The organism is Pseudomonas sp. IT-P2, from assembly GCF_949767575.1.
GTDB lineage: Bacteria > Pseudomonadota > Gammaproteobacteria > Pseudomonadales > Pseudomonadaceae > Aquipseudomonas > Aquipseudomonas pharyngis.
In genome coordinates, this window is record NZ_CATKQA010000046.1 from 26,935 (window position 1) to 44,463 (window position 17,529).

The 17,529-nt window shown below is 60.9% G+C and carries 12 protein-coding genes; 7 read left to right on the forward strand and 5 right to left on the reverse strand.

Going from position 1 to position 17,529, the window contains the following annotated elements:
* Positions 1 to 192: 192 nt before the first annotated feature.
* A complete protein-coding gene (gene acnA, locus ACM6JM_RS24165) occupies positions 193 to 2,934 on the reverse strand; it encodes an aconitate hydratase AcnA (protein WP_414882627.1) in 2,742 nt (913 codons plus the stop codon).
* 221 nt (positions 2,935 to 3,155) lie between these two features.
* Between acnA and rlmM the strand changes: the two genes are divergently transcribed.
* Together rlmM and tusA are read left to right on the forward strand one after the other, a co-directional pair.
* On the forward strand, positions 3,156 to 4,229 hold the full coding sequence (gene rlmM / locus ACM6JM_RS24170) for a 23S rRNA (cytidine(2498)-2'-O)-methyltransferase RlmM (protein ID WP_103386734.1): 1,074 nt from the start codon (positions 3,156 to 3,158) through the stop codon (positions 4,227 to 4,229).
* 65 nt (positions 4,230 to 4,294) lie between these two features.
* The gene (gene tusA / locus ACM6JM_RS24175; RefSeq protein ID WP_007953079.1) at positions 4,295 to 4,546 is read left to right on the forward strand and encodes a sulfurtransferase TusA; all 252 of its coding nucleotides are present in this window, start codon (positions 4,295 to 4,297) and stop codon (positions 4,544 to 4,546) included.
* Positions 4,547 to 4,596: 50 nt separating this feature from the next.
* Here tusA and ACM6JM_RS24180 read toward each other — a convergent pair whose 3' ends face one another.
* Complete coding sequence (locus tag ACM6JM_RS24180) at positions 4,597 to 6,006, reverse strand: MATE family efflux transporter (RefSeq protein ID WP_414882628.1); 1,410 nt, start codon at positions 6,004 to 6,006, stop codon at positions 4,597 to 4,599.
* Between the two features lie 179 nt (positions 6,007 to 6,185).
* Between ACM6JM_RS24180 and pdxB the strand changes: the two genes are divergently transcribed.
* Complete coding sequence (gene pdxB / locus ACM6JM_RS24185; protein WP_414882629.1) at positions 6,186 to 7,328, forward strand: 4-phosphoerythronate dehydrogenase PdxB; 1,143 nt, start codon at positions 6,186 to 6,188, stop codon at positions 7,326 to 7,328.
* Positions 7,329 to 7,385: 57 nt separating this feature from the next.
* On the opposite strand, the gene ACM6JM_RS24190 is transcribed toward pdxB, so the two are convergent.
* Entirely contained in the window at positions 7,386 to 7,565 is a 180-nt protein-coding gene (locus tag ACM6JM_RS24190; protein WP_039772803.1) for a PA1571 family protein, read from the reverse strand.
* Between the two features lie 259 nt (positions 7,566 to 7,824).
* Between ACM6JM_RS24190 and ACM6JM_RS24195 the strand changes: the two genes are divergently transcribed.
* Positions 7,825 to 9,618 (forward strand): ABC transporter transmembrane domain-containing protein, encoded by a 1,794-nt coding sequence (locus ACM6JM_RS24195; RefSeq protein ID WP_414882630.1) that lies wholly within the window; start codon positions 7,825 to 7,827, stop codon positions 9,616 to 9,618.
* Positions 9,619 to 9,711: 93 nt separating this feature from the next.
* Here ACM6JM_RS24195 and ACM6JM_RS24200 read toward each other — a convergent pair whose 3' ends face one another.
* Complete coding sequence (locus ACM6JM_RS24200) at positions 9,712 to 11,640, reverse strand: transglycosylase SLT domain-containing protein (RefSeq protein ID WP_074689255.1); 1,929 nt, start codon at positions 11,638 to 11,640, stop codon at positions 9,712 to 9,714.
* A 214-nt stretch (positions 11,641 to 11,854) separates the two neighbouring features.
* On the opposite strand from ACM6JM_RS24200, the gene ACM6JM_RS24205 reads away from it, so the two are divergent.
* Positions 11,855 to 13,777: an ATP-binding cassette domain-containing protein gene (locus tag ACM6JM_RS24205; RefSeq protein ID WP_103386737.1), complete on the forward strand. Its 1,923-nt coding sequence runs from the start codon at positions 11,855 to 11,857 to the stop codon at positions 13,775 to 13,777.
* A 75-nt stretch (positions 13,778 to 13,852) separates the two neighbouring features.
* On the opposite strand, the gene ACM6JM_RS24210 is transcribed toward ACM6JM_RS24205, so the two are convergent.
* Positions 13,853 to 14,290 carry a universal stress protein gene (locus ACM6JM_RS24210; protein ID WP_011335197.1) on the reverse strand — a complete coding sequence of 146 codons (438 nt, stop codon included), beginning with the start codon at positions 14,288 to 14,290 and terminating at the stop codon, positions 13,853 to 13,855.
* Positions 14,291 to 14,393: 103 nt separating this feature from the next.
* Between ACM6JM_RS24210 and ACM6JM_RS24215 the strand changes: the two genes are divergently transcribed.
* On the forward strand, positions 14,394 to 14,831 hold the full coding sequence (locus ACM6JM_RS24215; protein WP_085667447.1) for a hypothetical protein: 438 nt from the start codon (positions 14,394 to 14,396) through the stop codon (positions 14,829 to 14,831).
* 540 nt (positions 14,832 to 15,371) lie between these two features.
* Entirely contained in the window at positions 15,372 to 17,519 is a 2,148-nt protein-coding gene (fadB, locus tag ACM6JM_RS24220) for a fatty acid oxidation complex subunit alpha FadB (protein ID WP_074689251.1), read from the forward strand.
* The last annotated feature ends 10 nt before the right edge of the window (positions 17,520 to 17,529 follow it).

Here is a 17,529-nt window from a genome sequence, read left to right on the forward strand (position 1 = left end):
CCTCATCAACTGAAGCACAGGGAGTGTTTCAGGATCACGGATGATCGACCATTAGCAAGGATCGCTGCCGACAGGGAGTCGATAATGGTCTTGGGAAAAACCCGCTTCGGCGGGTTTTTTTTCGTCTGCAGAAAAGTGCCGTGCTCAAACAGAAACACCGCCGATCTGGCGGTGTTTCTGCATCTGCAGATCTTACGAGGCGATCAACTGGCGCAACACGTAATGCAGAATCCCGCCGGACTTGAAGTACTCCACCTCGTTCAAGGTGTCGATGCGGCACAGCACTTCGATTTTCTCCTGCCGTCCGTCTTCCCGGGTGATGACCAGGGTCAGGTTCATCCGTGGCGTCAGCTCGACACCGCTCAGGCCCTGGATATCCAGGGTTTCCTTGCCGGTCAGGTTCAGGCTCTTGCGGTTCTGATCCAGTTTGAACTGCAACGGCAACACGCCCATGCCCACCAGGTTGGAGCGGTGGATGCGCTCGAAGCTTTCGGCGATCACCGCTTTCACGCCCAGCAGATTGGTACCCTTGGCCGCCCAGTCGCGGCTGGAACCCGTGCCGTATTCTTGCCCGGCAATCACCACCAGCGGCGTGCCCGAGGCCTGATAGCGCATGGCCGCGTCGTAGATCGCCAGTTTTTCGCCGGTCGGAATGTAGATCGTGTTGCCACCTTCTTCGCCGCCGAGCATTTCGTTGCGGATACGGATGTTGGCAAACGTGCCGCGCATCATCACTTCGTGGTTGCCCCGGCGCGAGCCGTAGGAGTTGAAGTCCCGTGGCTCGACGCCTTGCTCGCGCAGGTAACGTCCGGCCGGGCTGTCGACCTTGATGTTGCCGGCGGGGGAGATGTGGTCGGTGGTCACCGAATCGCCCAATAGCGCCAGCACTCGCGCACCTTTCACATCGGCGATCACCGGCAATGGCCCGGCAATGTCATCGAAGAACGGCGGATGCTGGATGTAGGTCGAATCCGCCTGCCAGACGTAGGTCGCGGCTTGCGGGACTTCGATGGCTTGCCACTGTTCGTCACCGGCAAACACTTCGGCGTATTCCTTGTGGAACATCGCCGTGTTGACCTGATTCACCGCGTCAGCGATCTCCTTGCTGCTCGGCCAGATGTCACGCAGGTAAACCGGATTGCCCTGCTGGTCATTGCCCAGCGGTTCGCTGCTGATATCGGTGCGCACAGTGCCGGCCAGGGCGTAGGCGACCACCAGTGGCGGTGACGCCAGCCAGTTGGTTTTCACCAGCGGATGCACCCGGCCTTCAAAGTTGCGGTTGCCGGACAGCACCGAAGCCACGGTCAGGTCGGCTTTCTGGATGGCTTTTTCGATCGGCTCCGGCAGCGGCCCGGAGTTGCCGATGCAAGTGGTGCAGCCGTAACCGACCAGCGAAAAACCGAGCTGGTCGAGGTACTGCGTCAATCCGGCGGCCTTGTAGTAATCGGTGACGACTTTCGAACCCGGAGCCAGCGAACTCTTCACCCACGGCTTGCGGGTCAGGCCCTTTTCCACGGCTTTTTTCGCCAGCAGGCCGGCAGCCATCATTACGCTGGGGTTGGAGGTGTTGGTGCAGGAGGTGATCGCGGCAATCACCACCGCGCCGTTTTTCAGGCGATAGGTGTGGCCGTCGTGCTCATAATCCGTTTCGCCGACCAGATCGGCACTGCCCACCGCCGCGCCACCGCCGCCCTCGCTCTCCAGGCGTCCTTCTTCCTTGCTGGTGGGTTTGAACTGCAATTCGAGGAAGTCGCTGAACGCCTGACCGACATTCGGCAGCGAGACTCGGTCCTGCGGGCGTTTCGGCCCGGCGAGGCTGGCTTCGACGCTGCCCATGTCCAGCGCCAGGCTGTCGGTGAACACCGGTTCCTGACCGGGCAGGCGCCACAGACCCTGTGCCTTGGTGTAGGCCTCGACCAGTTTCACCACTTCAGGCGGACGGCCGGACAGGCGCAGGTAGTCGAGGGTCACGTCATCCACCGGGAAGAAGCCGCAGGTCGCGCCATATTCCGGGGCCATGTTGGCGATGGTTGCGCGGTCGGCCAGCGGCAGGTCGGCGAGACCGTCGCCATAGAACTCGACGAATTTGCCGACCACGCCTTTCTTGCGCAGCATCTGGGTGACGGTCAGCACCAGGTCGGTGGCGGTGATGCCTTCCTTGAGTTTGCCGGTAAGTTTGAAACCGATGACTTCGGGAATCAGCATCGACACCGGTTGCCCGAGCATCGCCGCTTCCGCCTCGATCCCGCCGACGCCCCAGCCCAGAACGCCGAGGCCGTTGATCATGGTGGTGTGGGAGTCGGTGCCGACCAGGGTGTCGGGGAACGCATAAGTGCGGCCGTCTTCGTCCTTGGTCCACACCGTGCGACCGAGGTATTCGAGGTTGACCTGGTGGCAGATCCCGGTGCCCGGCGGCACCACGCTGAAGTTATCGAAGGCGCTTTGGCCCCAGCGCAGAAAGGCGTAGCGTTCGCCGTTGCGCTGCATTTCGATGTCGACGTTCTGTTCGAAGGCGCTGGCGCTGGCGAACTTGTCGACCATCACCGAGTGGTCGATCACCAGATCCACCGGTGACAGCGGGTTGATCCGCTGCGGATCACCACCGGCCTTGGCCATGGCGGCGCGCATGGCGGCCAGATCGACCACGGCGGGTACGCCGGTGAAGTCCTGCATCAGCACGCGGGCAGGGCGGTACTGGATTTCCCGGTCGGAGCGGCGCTCCTTGAGCCATGCGGCAAGCGCCTTGAGGTCGGCGCCGGTGACGGTTTTTTCATCCTCCCAGCGCAGCAGGTTTTCCAGCAGGACTTTCAGCGACATCGGCAACCTGTCGAGATCGCCCAAGTTCTTGGCGGCATCCGGCAGGCTGAAATAGTGGTAAGTCTTGTCGTCTATCTTCAGGGTTTTAAGGGTGTTCAGGCTATCAAGGGACGGCATTACGATCACTCCTTTGAGTCCGCACGGCTACGGACTGAGGGGACGGGCAGAGCTATCAACGTAGCCCTGTTTTCAGTAGCTGGCTAATAACTGGACTCTATGGGCAAGTCCAAGGTTCCGACATGGGCTATCATGCGCCGGTTTTCGTGACAGGCTTTGCTTCAACGCAGGTCTGGGCATCGCGCAGGGGATGAATGATCGCCCTCTGCCCAGGAGTAAGAATGAACACCCTATTCATGCATTGCCGGCCAGGCTTCGAAGGCGAAGTCTGCTCGGAGATTTCCGACCTCGCCGCCCGACTGAACGTGGCCGGCTACGCCAAGGCCAAACCAGCCACCGCCTGCGCCGAGTTTGTCTGCACCGAAGAAGACGGCGCCGAACGCCTGATGCGCGGTCAGCGTTTCGCCGAGCTGATCTTCCCGCGCCAATGGGCGCGCGGGTTTTTCATCGATCTGCCGGAAAACGATCGTATCAGCGTGATCCTCGCGCACATGGCCCAATTCCCGGTCTGTGGCAGCCTGTGGCTGGAAGTCGTCGACACCAACGATGGCAAGGAGCTGTCGAACTTCTGCAAGAAGTTCGAAGGCCCACTGCGCAAGGCGCTGACCGGCGCCGGCAAACTGGTGGAGGACGCCAGCAAGCCGCGTCTGCTGCTGACCTTCAAGAGCGGCCGTGAGGTGTTTCTCGGTCTGGCCGATGCCGGCAACTCGGCAATGTGGCCGATGGGCATTCCGCGTCTGAAGTTCCCACGCGAGGCGCCGAGCCGTTCGACCCTGAAGCTGGAAGAGGCCTGGCACCATTTCATCCCCCGCGACCAGTGGGAAGATCGCCTGCACAGTGACATGACCGGCGTCGACCTCGGCGCGGCGCCGGGCGGCTGGACCTGGCAACTGGTCAATCGCGGCATGCTGGTGACCGCCATCGACAACGGCCCGATGGCCGAAAGCCTGATGGACACCGGTCTGGTGCAGCATTTGATGGCTGACGGTTTCACCTTCAAACCCAAGCAACCGGTGGACTGGATGGTCTGCGACATCGTCGAGAAACCGGCGCGCAACGCCGCGATGCTCGAAGAGTGGATCGGCGAGGGTCATTGCCGGGAAGCGGTGGTCAACCTGAAGTTGCCGATGAAGCAGCGTTACGCCGAAGTGAAGCGCCTGCTCGAACGCATCGCCGACGGTTTCAAGGCCCGTGGGATCAAGGTCGACATCGGCTGCAAGCAGCTGTACCACGACCGCGAGGAAGTGACCTGCCATCTGCGCCGCCATGACGTGAAGAAAGCCAAAGCCCGCTGAGCGCGCGACAGGTGACCGAACACCCGGCATTGGGCGACAATGCCGGCCAGTTTCAGGAGTGAATCATGAGTGAAATGATCGATACGCCGGTCGACGGCACCCTCGACGCCACGGGCCTCAACTGCCCGGAGCCGGTGATGATGCTGCACCAGCACATCCGCGACCTGGTGCCCGGTGGCCTGCTCAAGGTGATCGCCACCGACCCGTCGACCCGCCGCGACATCCCCAAGTTCTGCGTGTTTCTCGACCATGAACTGGTGGGGCAGCACGAAGAAGCCGGGACCTATCTGTACTGGATCCGCAAGAAGTCCGGTTGATCGCAAGGCAAAAAAAAGACCTGCAAACGCAGGTCTTTTTTTATGGCCGGTCAGCCCATCGAGCGGCTGATGTGAATGCGTTTGCGTGCGCTGCGCGTCAGGCGGATCGACAGCATCAGCGCCGCGCAGCTGAGGCCGACGATCAAACCTTCCCACAAGCCGCTCGGGCCGCGTGGCTCGCCGAGCCAGTCGGTCAGGCCGAGGGCGTAACCCACCGGCAGACCGATGCCCCAATAGGCGAACAGGGTCAGGATCATCGTCACGCGAGTGTCCTGATAACCGCGCAGGGCGCCGGCGGCGGTGACCTGGATCGCGTCGGAGAACTGGAACAGCGCCGAGTACACGATCAGCATCGCGGCGATGTGAATCACCATCGGATCGGAGGTGTAGATCGCAGCAATATGTTCGCGCATCAGCAGCATCATGCTCGCTGAGAGGCAGGCGTAAGCCAGCGCAGTGCCCATGCCGACACCCGCCGCGAATCGCGCTTCACGGGGTTCTTCACGGCCGAGGGCCTGGCCGACCCGCACGGTCACTGCCATGCCCAGCGAGTACGGAATCATGAACACCAGCGAGCTGACGTTCAGCGCGATCTGGTGCCCAGCCACCACGGTGGCGCCGAGGCTGCCGATCAGCAGCGCGATCACCGCGAAAATGCTCGACTCGGCAAACACCGCGACGCCGATCGGCAGACCGATGGCCAGCAAACGCTTGATCACCGCCCATTGCGGCCAGTCGAAACGGCTGAACAGTTCGCTCGACTTGTAGGCCGGCGCCCAGCGCTCATAACCGGCCAGGCCCAGCGCCATCACCCACATCACGATCGCCGTGGCCCAGCCGCAACCGACGCCGCCCATGGCCGGCACGCCGAAGTGGCCATAAATGAACACGTAGTTCAGTGGAATGTTCAGCGCCAGACCGCACAGGCCAAGCACCATCGCCGGGCGGGTGCGACCGAGGCCGTCACTGGTGCAGCGCAGCACGTGATAGAAGGCCACCGCTGGCAGACCGCTGGCAATGCCGTGCAGGTACTGCATGCACGGGCCGATCAGTTCCGGATCGACTTTCATCAGATGCAGGATCGGTTCGGCGCTGAACAGCATGGAGGTTGCCATCAGGCCCACCACCAGTGCCAGCCACAGGGCCTGGCGCACGATCGGGCCGATTTCACTGTGGGTGCCGGCGCCGAAGCGCTGGGCGACTTTCGGCGTGGTGGCCAGCAAAGTGCCGGTCATCAGCAGGAACACCGGCACCCAGATCGAGTTGCCCAGCGCCACGGCCGCCAGATCCTTGGGTCCGACGCGCCCGGCCATCACCGCATCGACGAAGCCCATGGCGGTGGTCGCCAGTTGCGCGATCATGATCGGCAGGGCCAGGCCGAGCAGGTTTTTCAGCTCCAGGCGAACCCGGGCAGGGCGGTTGAGGGAAACGGCGGCAGGGCGGTCAGTCACGGAATTCACAGGCAAAGCGTCCACAGGGGTTGATGCGCAAGGCCGGGCATTCTACGCCGCTGACGTTGTGGTCAGGAAAAATCCTCTGTTGCGGATTTGTAATCGCCGCGTCCCATCAAGAAATCACAGCCTGCTGGCTCATCGCAGTCCCAGCGCCTACACTGCCGATCCGCCCAAGGAGCCCCGCCATGCTGATTGTTGCCGACGAAAATATCCCGCTGCTCGATGCTTTTTTTGCCGGTTTCGGCGAGATCCGCCGGGTACCGGGCCGTTCCATCGACCGGGCCACGGTCGAACACGCCGACGTGCTGCTGGTGCGCTCGGTGACCCACGTCAACCGCGCACTGCTCGAAGGCAGCAAGGTGCGTTTTGTCGGCACCTGCACCATCGGCACCGATCATCTGGATCTCGACTATTTCAACGAGGCCGGCATCACCTGGTCCAGCGCCCCCGGCTGCAATGCCCGGGGTGTGGTTGATTACGTGCTCGGCAGCCTGATGACCCTGGCCGAAATCGAAGGCGTCGATTTAAGCGAACGCACTTATGGCGTGATCGGTGCCGGTGAAGTCGGCGGCCGCCTGATCAAGGTACTGAAAGGCTTGGGCTGGAACGTGAAAGTCTGCGACCCGCCACGTCAGGCGGCCGAGGGCGGCGACTATGTCAGCCTGGAGCAGATCATCGCGCAGTGCGATGTGATCAGCCTGCATACCCCGCTGACCCGCAGCGGCGACGGCGCGACCTGGCATTTGTTCGACGAGCAGCGTTTGCAGCAGCTCAAGCCCGGCGCCTGGCTGATCAACGCGGCGCGCGGTCCGGTAGTGGATAACACCGCGTTGCGCGAGGTGCTGCTGGAGCGAGAAGACCTGCAAGCGGTGCTCGATGTCTGGGAGGCCGAACCGCAAGTCGATGTGGCGCTGGCTGAACTCTGTGTACTGGCAACGCCGCACATCGCCGGTTATAGCCTCGATGGCAAACAGCGCGGCACGGCGCAGATCTATCAGGCGTACTGCGAATTTATCGGTGAGCACGCCAGCATTCAGCTCGGTGATTTGCTGCCGGCACCGTGGTTGTCGGAAGTTTCCCTGCATGCCGACAGCGATCCGGCCTGGGCGCTGGCGATGTTGTGCCGCGGTGTGTACGACCCGCGCCGGGACGACGCGGATTTCCGTCGCACGCTGCTGGGCAGTGTCGGTGAGCAACGCGCCGCGTTTGATCTGCTGCGCAAACAGTATCCGTCGCGACGCGAGATCGAAGGCTTGAAGGTGCGGATCGAGGGGGATTCGCCCGTCTTGCGCCAGATCGTGACCGCGCTGGGGGCTGTGGCGGTATAAACAGCGGGCAGAAAAAACCCGGCCTGCAGGGGCCGGGTCAGGAAGACGGTGGCGATATCACTTTTGTTCGGCAGGCTTGACCAATCGCTGTTCCAGTTCGCGGCAAGCGTCCTGGATCATGTCTTCAGTGATCTCAATTTCACGCCCGTTTTCGTCGATGATCGAGCAACCCAGAGGTTGGCCGGGCTTGGTGCGGATCACTTCAATCTTGTCATCGCTGCTGTGTTGCAAGGACATGGCCTGTCTCCTCATCAGGTTGTGTGCCTAGATTAAAACCGTCAGGTGACCAGGCTGTGACAACTCCCTGCGGTCGATCCGGAACGGCATCTCCACTCAAACAGAAATGACCGTCTGTCTCAACCCGGACCTTAGACCAATAGCGTCTAGGGGGTAGTCTTGCCGGTCATAATTAACCTGACTCATTGTGATTTGCAGAGTTCCACCCCATTTGACTCTGTAGGCTGGCCCTATCCATCAGCACACGACGTGAATCTGAATGATCCCGATGCTTTCCTCGCGCCACCGCCGGGCCTTGCGCCTGACCAGTTCTTTCCTTGCCCCTTATCGCTGGCCGGCCTTTGGTGCGCTACTGGCACTGATCGTCACGGCCGGCATCACCCTGTCGATGGGGCAGGGCATCAAGCTACTGGTCGATCAAGGGTTCATGACCCAGTCGCCGCACCTGCTCAATCAATCCATCGGCCTGTTCATGCTGTTGGTGGTTGGCCTGGCGGTCGGCACCTTTGCGCGGTTTTATCTGGTGTCCTGGATCGGTGAGCGCGTGGTGGCAGACATTCGCCGGCAGGTGTTCAACCATCTGGTGTACCTGCACCCCGGATTCTACGAAGACAATCGCAGCTCGGAAATCCAGTCACGATTGACCGCTGACACCACATTGCTGCAATCGGTGATCGGCTCGTCGCTGTCGCTGTTCCTGCGTAATCTGCTGATGGTCATTGGCGGTGTCGTGTTGCTGTTCATCACCAACCCCAAACTCACCAGCATCGTGGTGATCGCACTGCCGCTGGTGATTGCGCCGATCCTGATTTTCGGCCGTCGCGTGCGCAACCTCTCCCGGCTGAGTCAGGACCGGATCGCTGACATTGGCAGCTACGTCTCGGAAACCCTCGGCCAGATCAAGACCGTACAGGCCTACAACCATCAGGTGCAGGACGAACAGCGTTTCGCCAGCACTGTCGAGCAAGCCTTCGAGACTGCGCGCAAACGGATTTTCCAGCGGGCCTGGCTGATCACGCTGGTGATCGTGCTGGTGCTCGGCGCCGTCGCGGTGATGTTGTGGGTCGGCGGCATGGACGTGATTGCCGGGCGGATTTCTGCCGGTGAACTGGCGGCGTTCGTGTTTTACAGCCTGATTGTTGGCAGTGCGTTTGGCACGTTGAGCGAAGTGATTGGCGAGTTGCAGCGAGCGGCCGGCGCCGCGGAGCGAATTGCGGAACTGCTGCGTTCGGAGAACATTATTCAGCCACCGACCACAGGGTTGGTGACGTTGCCGGGGCGGGTCAAAGGCGAGCTGGAATTACAGGATGTGCGTTTTTCCTACCCTTCGCGTCCCGAAAGTCTTGCCGTCGATGGCTTGAGTCTGACGATCAACGCCGGAGAAACCCTCGCGCTTGTAGGACCGTCCGGCGCGGGCAAGTCCACGGTGTATGACTTGCTGCTGCGTTTCTACGATCCCCGGGAAGGGCGGATCCTGATCGATGGCGTACCGTTGACGAGCCTCGATCCGCTGGATTTGCGCCGCTGCTTCGCGCTGGTCTCGCAAACCCCGGCGCTGTTCTTCGGCAGTGTCGAAGAGAACATTCGCTACGGCTGCCCGACCGCCACGCTGGAGCAGGTGCGGGAGGCGGCCAGAATCGCCCACGCCCACGACTTCATCGAACAGATGCCCGACGGTTACCAGACCCATCTGGGCGACGGTGGCCTTGGTCTGTCAGGCGGACAACGCCAGCGCCTGGCCATTGCCCGGGCGTTGCTGGTCGACGCGCCGATCCTGCTGCTCGACGAAGCCACCAGCGCCCTCGACGCCCAGAGTGAACACCTGATCCAACAAGCTCTTCCGAGCCTGATGCAAAACCGCACCACGCTGGTCATCGCCCACCGTTTGGCCACTGTGAAAAACGCCGACCGGATTGCGGTGATGGATCAGGGCAAACTGGTTGCGATTGGCACGCATCAGGAGCTGATTGCGAGCAATCCGCTGTATGCGCGGCTGGCGGCGTTGCAGTTCAGTGATGGTCATCAGGCTTTGACCGACCAAGTAACCGACTGAGTAACCGACCTAGTAGAGCGCCATAAAAAATGCCCGCATCTCTCGATGCGGGCATTTTTGTTTACGTCGATCTATCGGCGATACGCGCCCCGATCACTGATCGTCGAAATACCGCTCATGCCAATCCACCAGCGGTTGCGGCGAGTTGAGTTTCTGGCCGTAGATCACCGAGTAGGACAGCACGTTCTGCACGTACTGGCGGGTTTCGTCGAACGGGATGCTTTCCACCCACACGTCGAAGCTCAGGTGGTCGGCGCCGCGCAGCCATTGGCGCACGCGGCCGGGGCCGGCGTTGTAGGCGGCGGAGGCGAGTACGCGGTTGCCGTTGAACTGGCTGTGCACCTGGCTCAGATAGGCGGCGCCGAGCTGGATGTTTTTATCCGGATCCAACACTTGCTGCGGCGAGGCCAGCGGAATGCTGAACTTGCGCGCGGTTTCCTTGGCGGTGCCGGGCATCAGTTGCATCAGGCCGCTGGCGCCGACGCTGGAGCGGGCGTCGTCCATGAACGCACTTTCCTGACGGGTGATGGCGAACACCCAGCTCGAATGCAGGCCGCGTACCTTGGCTTCGCGCACCAGGGTGTCGCGGTGGGCCATCGGGAAACGGATGTCCAGATCGTCCCAGTACTGCGCCTGGCTGATGGTGCGGATCGCCGGGAAATACCATTTCAAGTCGTAGGCCAGTTTCGCCTGGGCGACCATTTCGTCGCGGCTGAAATGCCGGCTGACGTGATACCACTCGCGGCGACCGTCGACGATCTGCCCACGGGCGTGGAACTCCAGCGCACGACGCACGCCAGGGGTGTTGCGCACCTTGTTGATCAGCGCCTGACTGAGCACCAGCGGCTTGTTGTTCAGCGAGTACGGCGATTGCGAGCGGTCAGCGGCGAGGAAGCCGTAGAAATCACGTTCCCGCGACAGATTCTTGTACAGCGTCTGCGCTTCCGGGTTCTGCGGTTGCGCCAGTTCCAGACTACGGGCCTGCCAGTAGCGCCAGCGGTTGGTGGTGGCCAGGTCCTGTGGCAAACGGCGGGTCAGTTGGTAGGCGTCATCCCAGCGCGCCAGACGCAACAACAGACGCAGGCGCCATTCGGATACAGTGTTGTCGCGCAGTTCCGGATCGTATTTGGTCATCACGTCCAGCGCGCGGCTGTCGAAGCGGCGGGCCAGCGTCAGGCCGATTTCCCGGGCGATCGCGACTTTTTCATCCCGGGAGAAATGCATGCTGCTGGCATAACCGTCGAGCAGGGCCATGGCCTTGTCCGGGTCCTGACGCGCGAGGCGGCGCAGGCCGAGGCTGACCACGTCCGACATCGGTTCATCGGCCGGCGTGAAGCGCGACGGCTGGTTGAGCAATTCCGGTTTCTGCGCCACGTCCACCAGCAGGCGGCCGCGCGGGGCGAGGGTGGTCAGGCCATTGACCAGGCTGTTGGCCAGTGGGTAGTTGCGGTGCTGGGCGGCGAGTTTGGCGCGTTCCCAGCGTTTCTGTTCGGTCAACTGACCTTCGGCGGCCCACATGCCGAACAGCGCATCACAGGCGGCGGGCTGGGATTTGCCGGTCAGCCAGAGTTTCTCGGCGTTGGCGTAGCCCTCGGCCTTCTTGTTGTGGCTGATCTGGTACTGCGCGTTGAGGCAGTCCAGTTCGGTGAAATTCAGTTTGGGGTCGTAATACTTGACGAACGTCGCCCAGTCGCCGCGATCGGCCAGCCAGCGCAGCCAGCGCAGTTTCATCCAGTTGGCCTGGGGCAGGTCACCGTGTTCGGCGAGGAATTTTTCGATCTCCGCGTTGCTGGCGGTTTTCAGCCGGGCGGTCAGCTCGTCGTAGGCGAGGTACGGCTCCAGCGGATAATCGGCGAGTGCCTGGCTGTAACGGAAATACGGGCCGCTGTCGCCTTTGGCCAGGGCGCGCTTGGCTTCATCGTAATACTGGCGTTGGGTGGACAGGTCCACCGCCTGGGCGGATTGAACGGCAGCGGCGGAAAGCAGCAAACATGACAAAACACTGAAGAGGCGACTGCGCATGAGACATCCGGGCAGAGAAATCATGACAAGTGCCGGCTCAAACCGGCACTGAATTGCCTGTAGCTTAGCCTTTTGCCAGCAAGGGGCGAAAGCTTTGCCGACCTTGCAGCACAAGTTCGCAACAATTGTTGTGCAGAGTGCGTCAGCGGCGAAATTGCCGGCCTGTTCGGGTCTTGATTCAGGTAGAATGCGCGCCCGGTTTTTGGAGAAGCTCATGACCCTGCTCAAATTCAGCGATGTGTCCCTTGCATTCGGCGCGATGCCGTTGTTGGACAAGGTGTCCTGGCAGATCGCCCGTGGTGAGCGGGTGTGCATCATCGGCCGCAACGGCACTGGCAAATCCAGCATGATGAAACTGGTCAAGGGCGACCAGAAGCCTGATGACGGCTCGGTGTGGCGTGCCCCCGGTCTGAAAATCGGTGAATTGCCGCAAGAATTGCCGGTGGCCGACGAGCGGACTGTGTTCGACGTGGTTGCCGAAGGCCTCGATGGTGTAGGTGCGTTGCTTGCCGAATACCATCACCTGAGCCAGAACATCGTCACCGACGCCGATCTGGACAAGCTGATGCACGTCCAGCACGACCTCGAAGCCCGCGATGGCTGGCGCTTGCAGACCCTGGTCGACAGCACCCTGAGCCGCCTGCAACTGCCGGCCGACAAGACCCTCGCCGAACTGTCCGGCGGCTGGCGTCGTCGTGTGCTGCTGGCGCAGGCGCTGGTGTCCGAGCCGGATCTGCTACTGCTCGACGAGCCGACCAACCACCTGGACATCGGTGCGATTGCCTGGCTTGAAGAAGCGCTGAAGGATTTTCAGGGCGCCGTGCTGTTCATCACGCACGACCGTTCCTTCCTGCAAAACCTTGCCACCCGCATCCTCGAACTGGATCGCGGTGGCCTGATCGACTGGAACGGCGACTACGCCAGTTTCCTCGTTCACAAAGAAGCCGCACTGGCCGCCGAAGAAACCGCCAACGCGCTGTTCGACAAGCGTCTGGCCCAGGAAGAAGTTTGGATTCGCCAGGGCATCAAGGCCCGCCGCACCCGTAACGAAGGCCGCGTCCGTGCCCTGAAAGCATTGCGTGTTGAGCGCAGCGAGCGTCGCGAGCGCACCGGCAAGGCCAACATCCAGCTGGAAACAGCGGAGAAGTCCGGCAAGCAGGTGATGGTGCTGGATAACGTGAGCTTCGCGCATCCGGGCGGTCCGTTCCTGATACGCGATTTCTCCATGGTGCTGCAACGCGGCGACCGGATCGGCCTGCTCGGCGCCAACGGTACCGGCAAGACTACCCTGCTGAAACTGATGCTCAGCGGTCTGCAACCGACCAGCGGCAAAGTGGAAGAGGGCACCAAGATCGACGTGGCCTACTTCGACCAGTTGCGTCATCAGCTGGATCTGGAAAAAACCGTGATCGATAACGTCGCCGAAGGTCGCGACTTCATCGATATCGACGGCCAGAGCCGCCACGTGCTGAGCTATCTCGGCGACTTCCTGTTCAGCCCGCAGCGTGCCCGCACGCCGGTAAAGGCGTTGTCCGGCGGCGAGCGTGCGCGTCTGCTGCTGGCCAAACTGTTCAGCAAGCCGGCGAACTTGCTGGTACTCGACGAGCCGACCAACGACCTCGACGTGGAAACCCTTGAGCTGCTCGAGGAAGTGCTGCTGACCTTCAACGGCACTGTGCTGATGGTCAGCCACGACCGGGCATTCCTCGACAACGTGGTCACCAGCACCCTGGTCTTCGAAGGTGAAGGCAAGGTTCGCGAATACGTCGGCGGCTATCAGGACTGGATCCGCCAGGGCGGCTCGCCGCGTCTGCTGGGCGTGACGGAAAGCAAATCCGGCAAGGCTGACCTGAACTCGGCGGTGGTCACTGCTGAGCCGGCTCCGGTCGCCGCGCCTGTTGCTGCGGCCCCGGCTGCGAAGAAGAAACTGAGCTACAAGCTTCAACGCGAGCTGGAAGCCCTGCCGGGCGATATCGACGCCAAAGAGCAGCAGATTGCTGCTGTCGAGGCTGAAATGGCCGAGACCGGTTTCTATCAGCGTCCGCCGGCCGAGACGGCCAAGGTCATTGCTTCTCTGGAGCAATTGCAGGCGGAGCTGGATGCCTTGGTTGAGCGTTGGGCCGAGCTGGACGCCTGATTGATTCCAGGCATGAAAAAGCCCGGTGTCCAGTTATGGGCGCCGGGCTTTTCAGCTTTTCATAAGTGACTGGTATCAGCGTTTGACCAGGTGCACCGCCAGCACATCGCACGGTGCGCCGTGCAGCACGTCATTGGCGGTCGAGCCCAGCAACAACGCCAGACCATGCCGGCCATGGCTGCCGACCACGATCAGGTCGCACTGCTGTTCCTTGGCAAAATGGTGGATTTCCTGACGTGGCTGGCCGTAGGTCAAGTGGCAGTTGGCGCCTTCGAGCTCGGTGTACTTGTGCTTCAGGCGTTCGAGACGTTCCTTGGCCTGATCGAACTGCTGTTGTTGCAGTTGTGACAGATCCATTGGCACGTCACCGCCGAAGGCCATGGCCATCGGTTCAACGATATGCACCAGCGACAGCTTGGCGCCATTGCTCACCGACAGCTCTCGGGCGCGGTGGATCACAGGGTCGCACTCTTCGGTCAGATCTACGGCGACCAGGATATGGTGGTAGGGCATGAGGTGCTCCTCGTGAGGGATCAATATTGGTAAGTATGGCTGGTTTCAAGCGCATTGGTTCCAAAGTGACGCAATGGGCTCATCAGGATTCGGGAGTAGAGATATGACGGTCTGGCTGGTGGTGTCAATCCTGCTGGTGGTGTTGAGTCCGCTGGCGTGGTTGCGCCCGTCCCGTGCACAGAGTGGCCGGATAGCCTTGCGCACGGAGGCCCGGCGTATCGGGCTGGCCATGCAGCTGGCACCTCAAGAGTGGCCGCACTGGATGTCTCAGGAGCCGCCGAACCCGTGTGCGCAATACCATCGGCCACGTCGTGGCAAACAGCCGGCGTGCTGGACGTACTGGCAGAAATCCCCGGGGATCTGGGTCAACCAGTGGCAGGAAGTCTGTGAGGATCCACTGCTGCTGAATCATTTCGAAAAATTGCCGGGCAACGTTTTCAAGGTCGAGGCGGATAAGCAGATGATCGCCCTCTATTGGGGCGAGAAGGGTGATGCGTCGGTTTTGCTGGAGATTGATGCCACGCTGAAAGCGCTGGCATGACTTGCGGACATTTCGCGCTGCAACGGTGCGAAACGTCCGGCAGACACGCAATAAAAAGCCCGACATGATTCATCGGGCGGGGTTGGCCAGGCAGGCCGGAAATTCTTTTTGGCGTTGAAACGGAGTCATCCGGTGAGCAAATCTGCGCCTGTTTTCCTTAGTAGTCCAGCCAGCGTAGCCTGTTAAACAAGGCTTGCGGTGAATTAGGGCGACTTTTCTAACTATTAATCTTATGAATGCCCTCACATGCAAGCGTGTGTGGCCGGGCTGCGTCCTACAGAAATGACCGCAAAGTCGCATTTCAACCCGTATTTTGGGCGATTGACAATTGTCGGAAATTCCGTGAAGGTGGCGTACCCAAATCAAACGGGCGTATGAATTGAGCGTTTGTATTGCAGACTGCTCCTACAGAATCCCGACTATCGCGTTGGCGGGTGTGCCGGGTGGATGGGTGTCAGCATCGACGAAAAAACGTCCTGCCGAGCCATTTGCCTGCGTCCGACGTGTACTGTTCAGCTTCCATATCGTGGAGATCAGTTGATGATTTACGAAGGTAAAGCCATCACGGTTAAAGCTCTTGAAAGTGGCATCGTCGAATTGAAATTCGACCTCAAGGGTGAGTCCGTCAACAAGTTCAACCGTCTTACCCTGAACGAACTGCGTCAGGCCGTAGACACCATCAAGGCAGATGCTTCGATCAAGGGCGTGATCGTCAGCAGTGGCAAGGACGTGTTCATCGTCGGCGCCGACATCACCGAATTTGTCGACAACTTCAAGCTGCCGGATGCCGAGCTGGTTGCTGGCAATCTCGAAGCCAACAAGATCTTCAGCGATTTCGAAGACCTCAACGTTCCGACCGTCGCCGCAATCAATGGCATTGCTCTGGGTGGCGGTCTGGAAATGTGCCTGGCAGCGGACTACCGCGTCATGTCGACCAAGGCCAAGATCGGTCTGCCGGAAGTCAAGCTGGGCATCTACCCAGGCTTCGGTGGTACCGTGCGTCTGCCGCGTCTGATCGGTGCCGACAACGCCATCGAGTGGATTGCCGCCGGCAAGGAAAACCGTCCTGAAGACGCGCTGAAAGTCGGCGCCGTCGATGCCGTGGTTGCTCCCGAGAAGCTGCAGGATGCCGCCCTTGAACTGATCAAGCGCGCCATCTCCGGCGAGTTCGACTACAAGGCCAAGCGTCAGCCGAAGCTGGAAAAGCTCAAGCTGAACGCCATTGAACAAATGATGGCTTTCGAAACCGCCAAAGGTTTCGTGGCTGGCCAGGCCGGTCCGAACTACCCGGCCCCGGTCGAAGCGATCAAGACCATCCAGAAAGCCGCGAACTTCGGTCGCGACAAGGCGCTGGAAGTCGAAGCTGCAGGTTTCGTGAAACTGGCCAAGACCTCTGCCGCGCAGAGCTTGATCGGCCTGTTCCTGAACGATCAGGAACTGAAGAAAAAGGCCAAGGCCTACGACGAAATAGCCAAGGACGTGAAGCAGGCTGCCGTACTGGGCGCCGGCATCATGGGTGGCGGTATCGCCTATCAGTCGGCTTCCAAAGGTACGCCGATCCTGATGAAGGACATCAACGAGCACGGCATCGAGCAAGGTCTGGCGGAAGCCGCCAAGCTGCTGGTCGGTCGCGTTGATAAAGGCCGCATGACTGCCGCGAAAATGGCTGAAGTGCTCAACGGCATTCGTCCTACGCTGTCGTACGGTGATTTCGGTCACGTCGACCTGGTCGTTGAAGCCGTGGTCGAGAACCCGAAGGTCAAGCAAGCCGTTCTGGCGGAAGTCGAAGACAAGGTCAAAGAGGACACCATCCTCGCGTCCAACACCTCGACCATTTCCATCAGCCTGCTGGCCAAGGCCCTCAAGCGTCCGGAAAACTTCGTCGGCATGCACTTCTTCAACCCGGTGCACATGATGCCGCTGGTGGAAGTAATCCGTGGCGAGAAATCCAGCGAGCAGGCCATCGCCACCACCGTTGCCTACGCCAAGAAAATGGGCAAGAACCCGATCGTCGTCAATGACTGCCCGGGCTTCCTGGTCAACCGCGTCCTGTTCCCGTACTTCGGCGGTTTCGCCAAGCTGGTCAGCGCCGGCGTGGACTTCGTCCGTATCGACAAGATCATGGAAAAATTCGGCTGGCCGATGGGCCCGGCGTACCTGATGGACGTGGTCGGTATCGACACCGGTCACCACGGTCGTGACGTAATGGCTGAAGGCTTCCCTGACCGCATGAAGGACGATCGTCGTTCGGCCATCGACGTGCTTTACGAAGCCAAGCGTCTCGGTCAAAAGAACGGTAAGGGCTTCTATGCCTACGAAGCCGACAAGAAAGGCAAGCAGAAGAAAGTCGCCGATCCGTCGGTACTGGAAGTGCTCAAGCCGATCGTCTACGAGCAGCGCGAAGTCACTGACGAAGACATCATCAATTGGATGATGATCCCGCTGTGCCTGGAAACCGTGCGTTGCCTGGAAGACGGCATCGTCGAAACCGCCGCCGAAGCCGACATGGGTCTGGTCTACGGTATTGGTTTCCCTCCATTCCGTGGCGGTGCGCTGCGCTACATCGATTCGATCGGTGTTGCCGAGTTCGTTGCCCTGGCCGACCAGTACGCTGATTTGGGCGCGCTGTACCACCCGACCGCGAAGCTGCGCGAAATGGCCAAGAACGGCCAGAGCTTCTTCGGTTAAGCGCCCCCAA

What these genes read in the sequence shown, in the direction of transcription:
- ACM6JM_RS24215 (WP_085667447.1), top strand. Translation starts at nt 14,394, where the DNA reads ATGACGGTCTGGCTGGTGGTGTCAATCCTGCTGGTGGTGTTGAGTCCG.
- ACM6JM_RS24205 (WP_103386737.1), top strand. Translation starts at nt 11,855, where the DNA reads ATGACCCTGCTCAAATTCAGCGATGTGTCCCTTGCATTCGGCGCGATG.
- rlmM (WP_103386734.1), top strand. Translation starts at nt 3,156, where the DNA reads ATGAACACCCTATTCATGCATTGCCGGCCAGGCTTCGAAGGCGAAGTC.
- fadB (WP_074689251.1), top strand. Translation starts at nt 15,372, where the DNA reads ATGATTTACGAAGGTAAAGCCATCACGGTTAAAGCTCTTGAAAGTGGC.
- acnA (WP_414882627.1), bottom strand. Translation starts at nt 2,934, where the DNA reads ATGCCGTCCCTTGATAGCCTGAACACCCTTAAAACCCTGAAGATAGAC.
- pdxB (WP_414882629.1), top strand. Translation starts at nt 6,186, where the DNA reads ATGCTGATTGTTGCCGACGAAAATATCCCGCTGCTCGATGCTTTTTTT.
- tusA (WP_007953079.1), top strand. Translation starts at nt 4,295, where the DNA reads ATGAGTGAAATGATCGATACGCCGGTCGACGGCACCCTCGACGCCACG.
- ACM6JM_RS24195 (WP_414882630.1), top strand. Translation starts at nt 7,825, where the DNA reads ATGATCCCGATGCTTTCCTCGCGCCACCGCCGGGCCTTGCGCCTGACC.
- ACM6JM_RS24210 (WP_011335197.1), bottom strand. Translation starts at nt 14,290, where the DNA reads ATGCCCTACCACCATATCCTGGTCGCCGTAGATCTGACCGAAGAGTGC.
- ACM6JM_RS24190 (WP_039772803.1), bottom strand. Translation starts at nt 7,565, where the DNA reads ATGTCCTTGCAACACAGCAGCGATGACAAGATTGAAGTGATCCGCACC.
- ACM6JM_RS24200 (WP_074689255.1), bottom strand. Translation starts at nt 11,640, where the DNA reads ATGCGCAGTCGCCTCTTCAGTGTTTTGTCATGTTTGCTGCTTTCCGCC.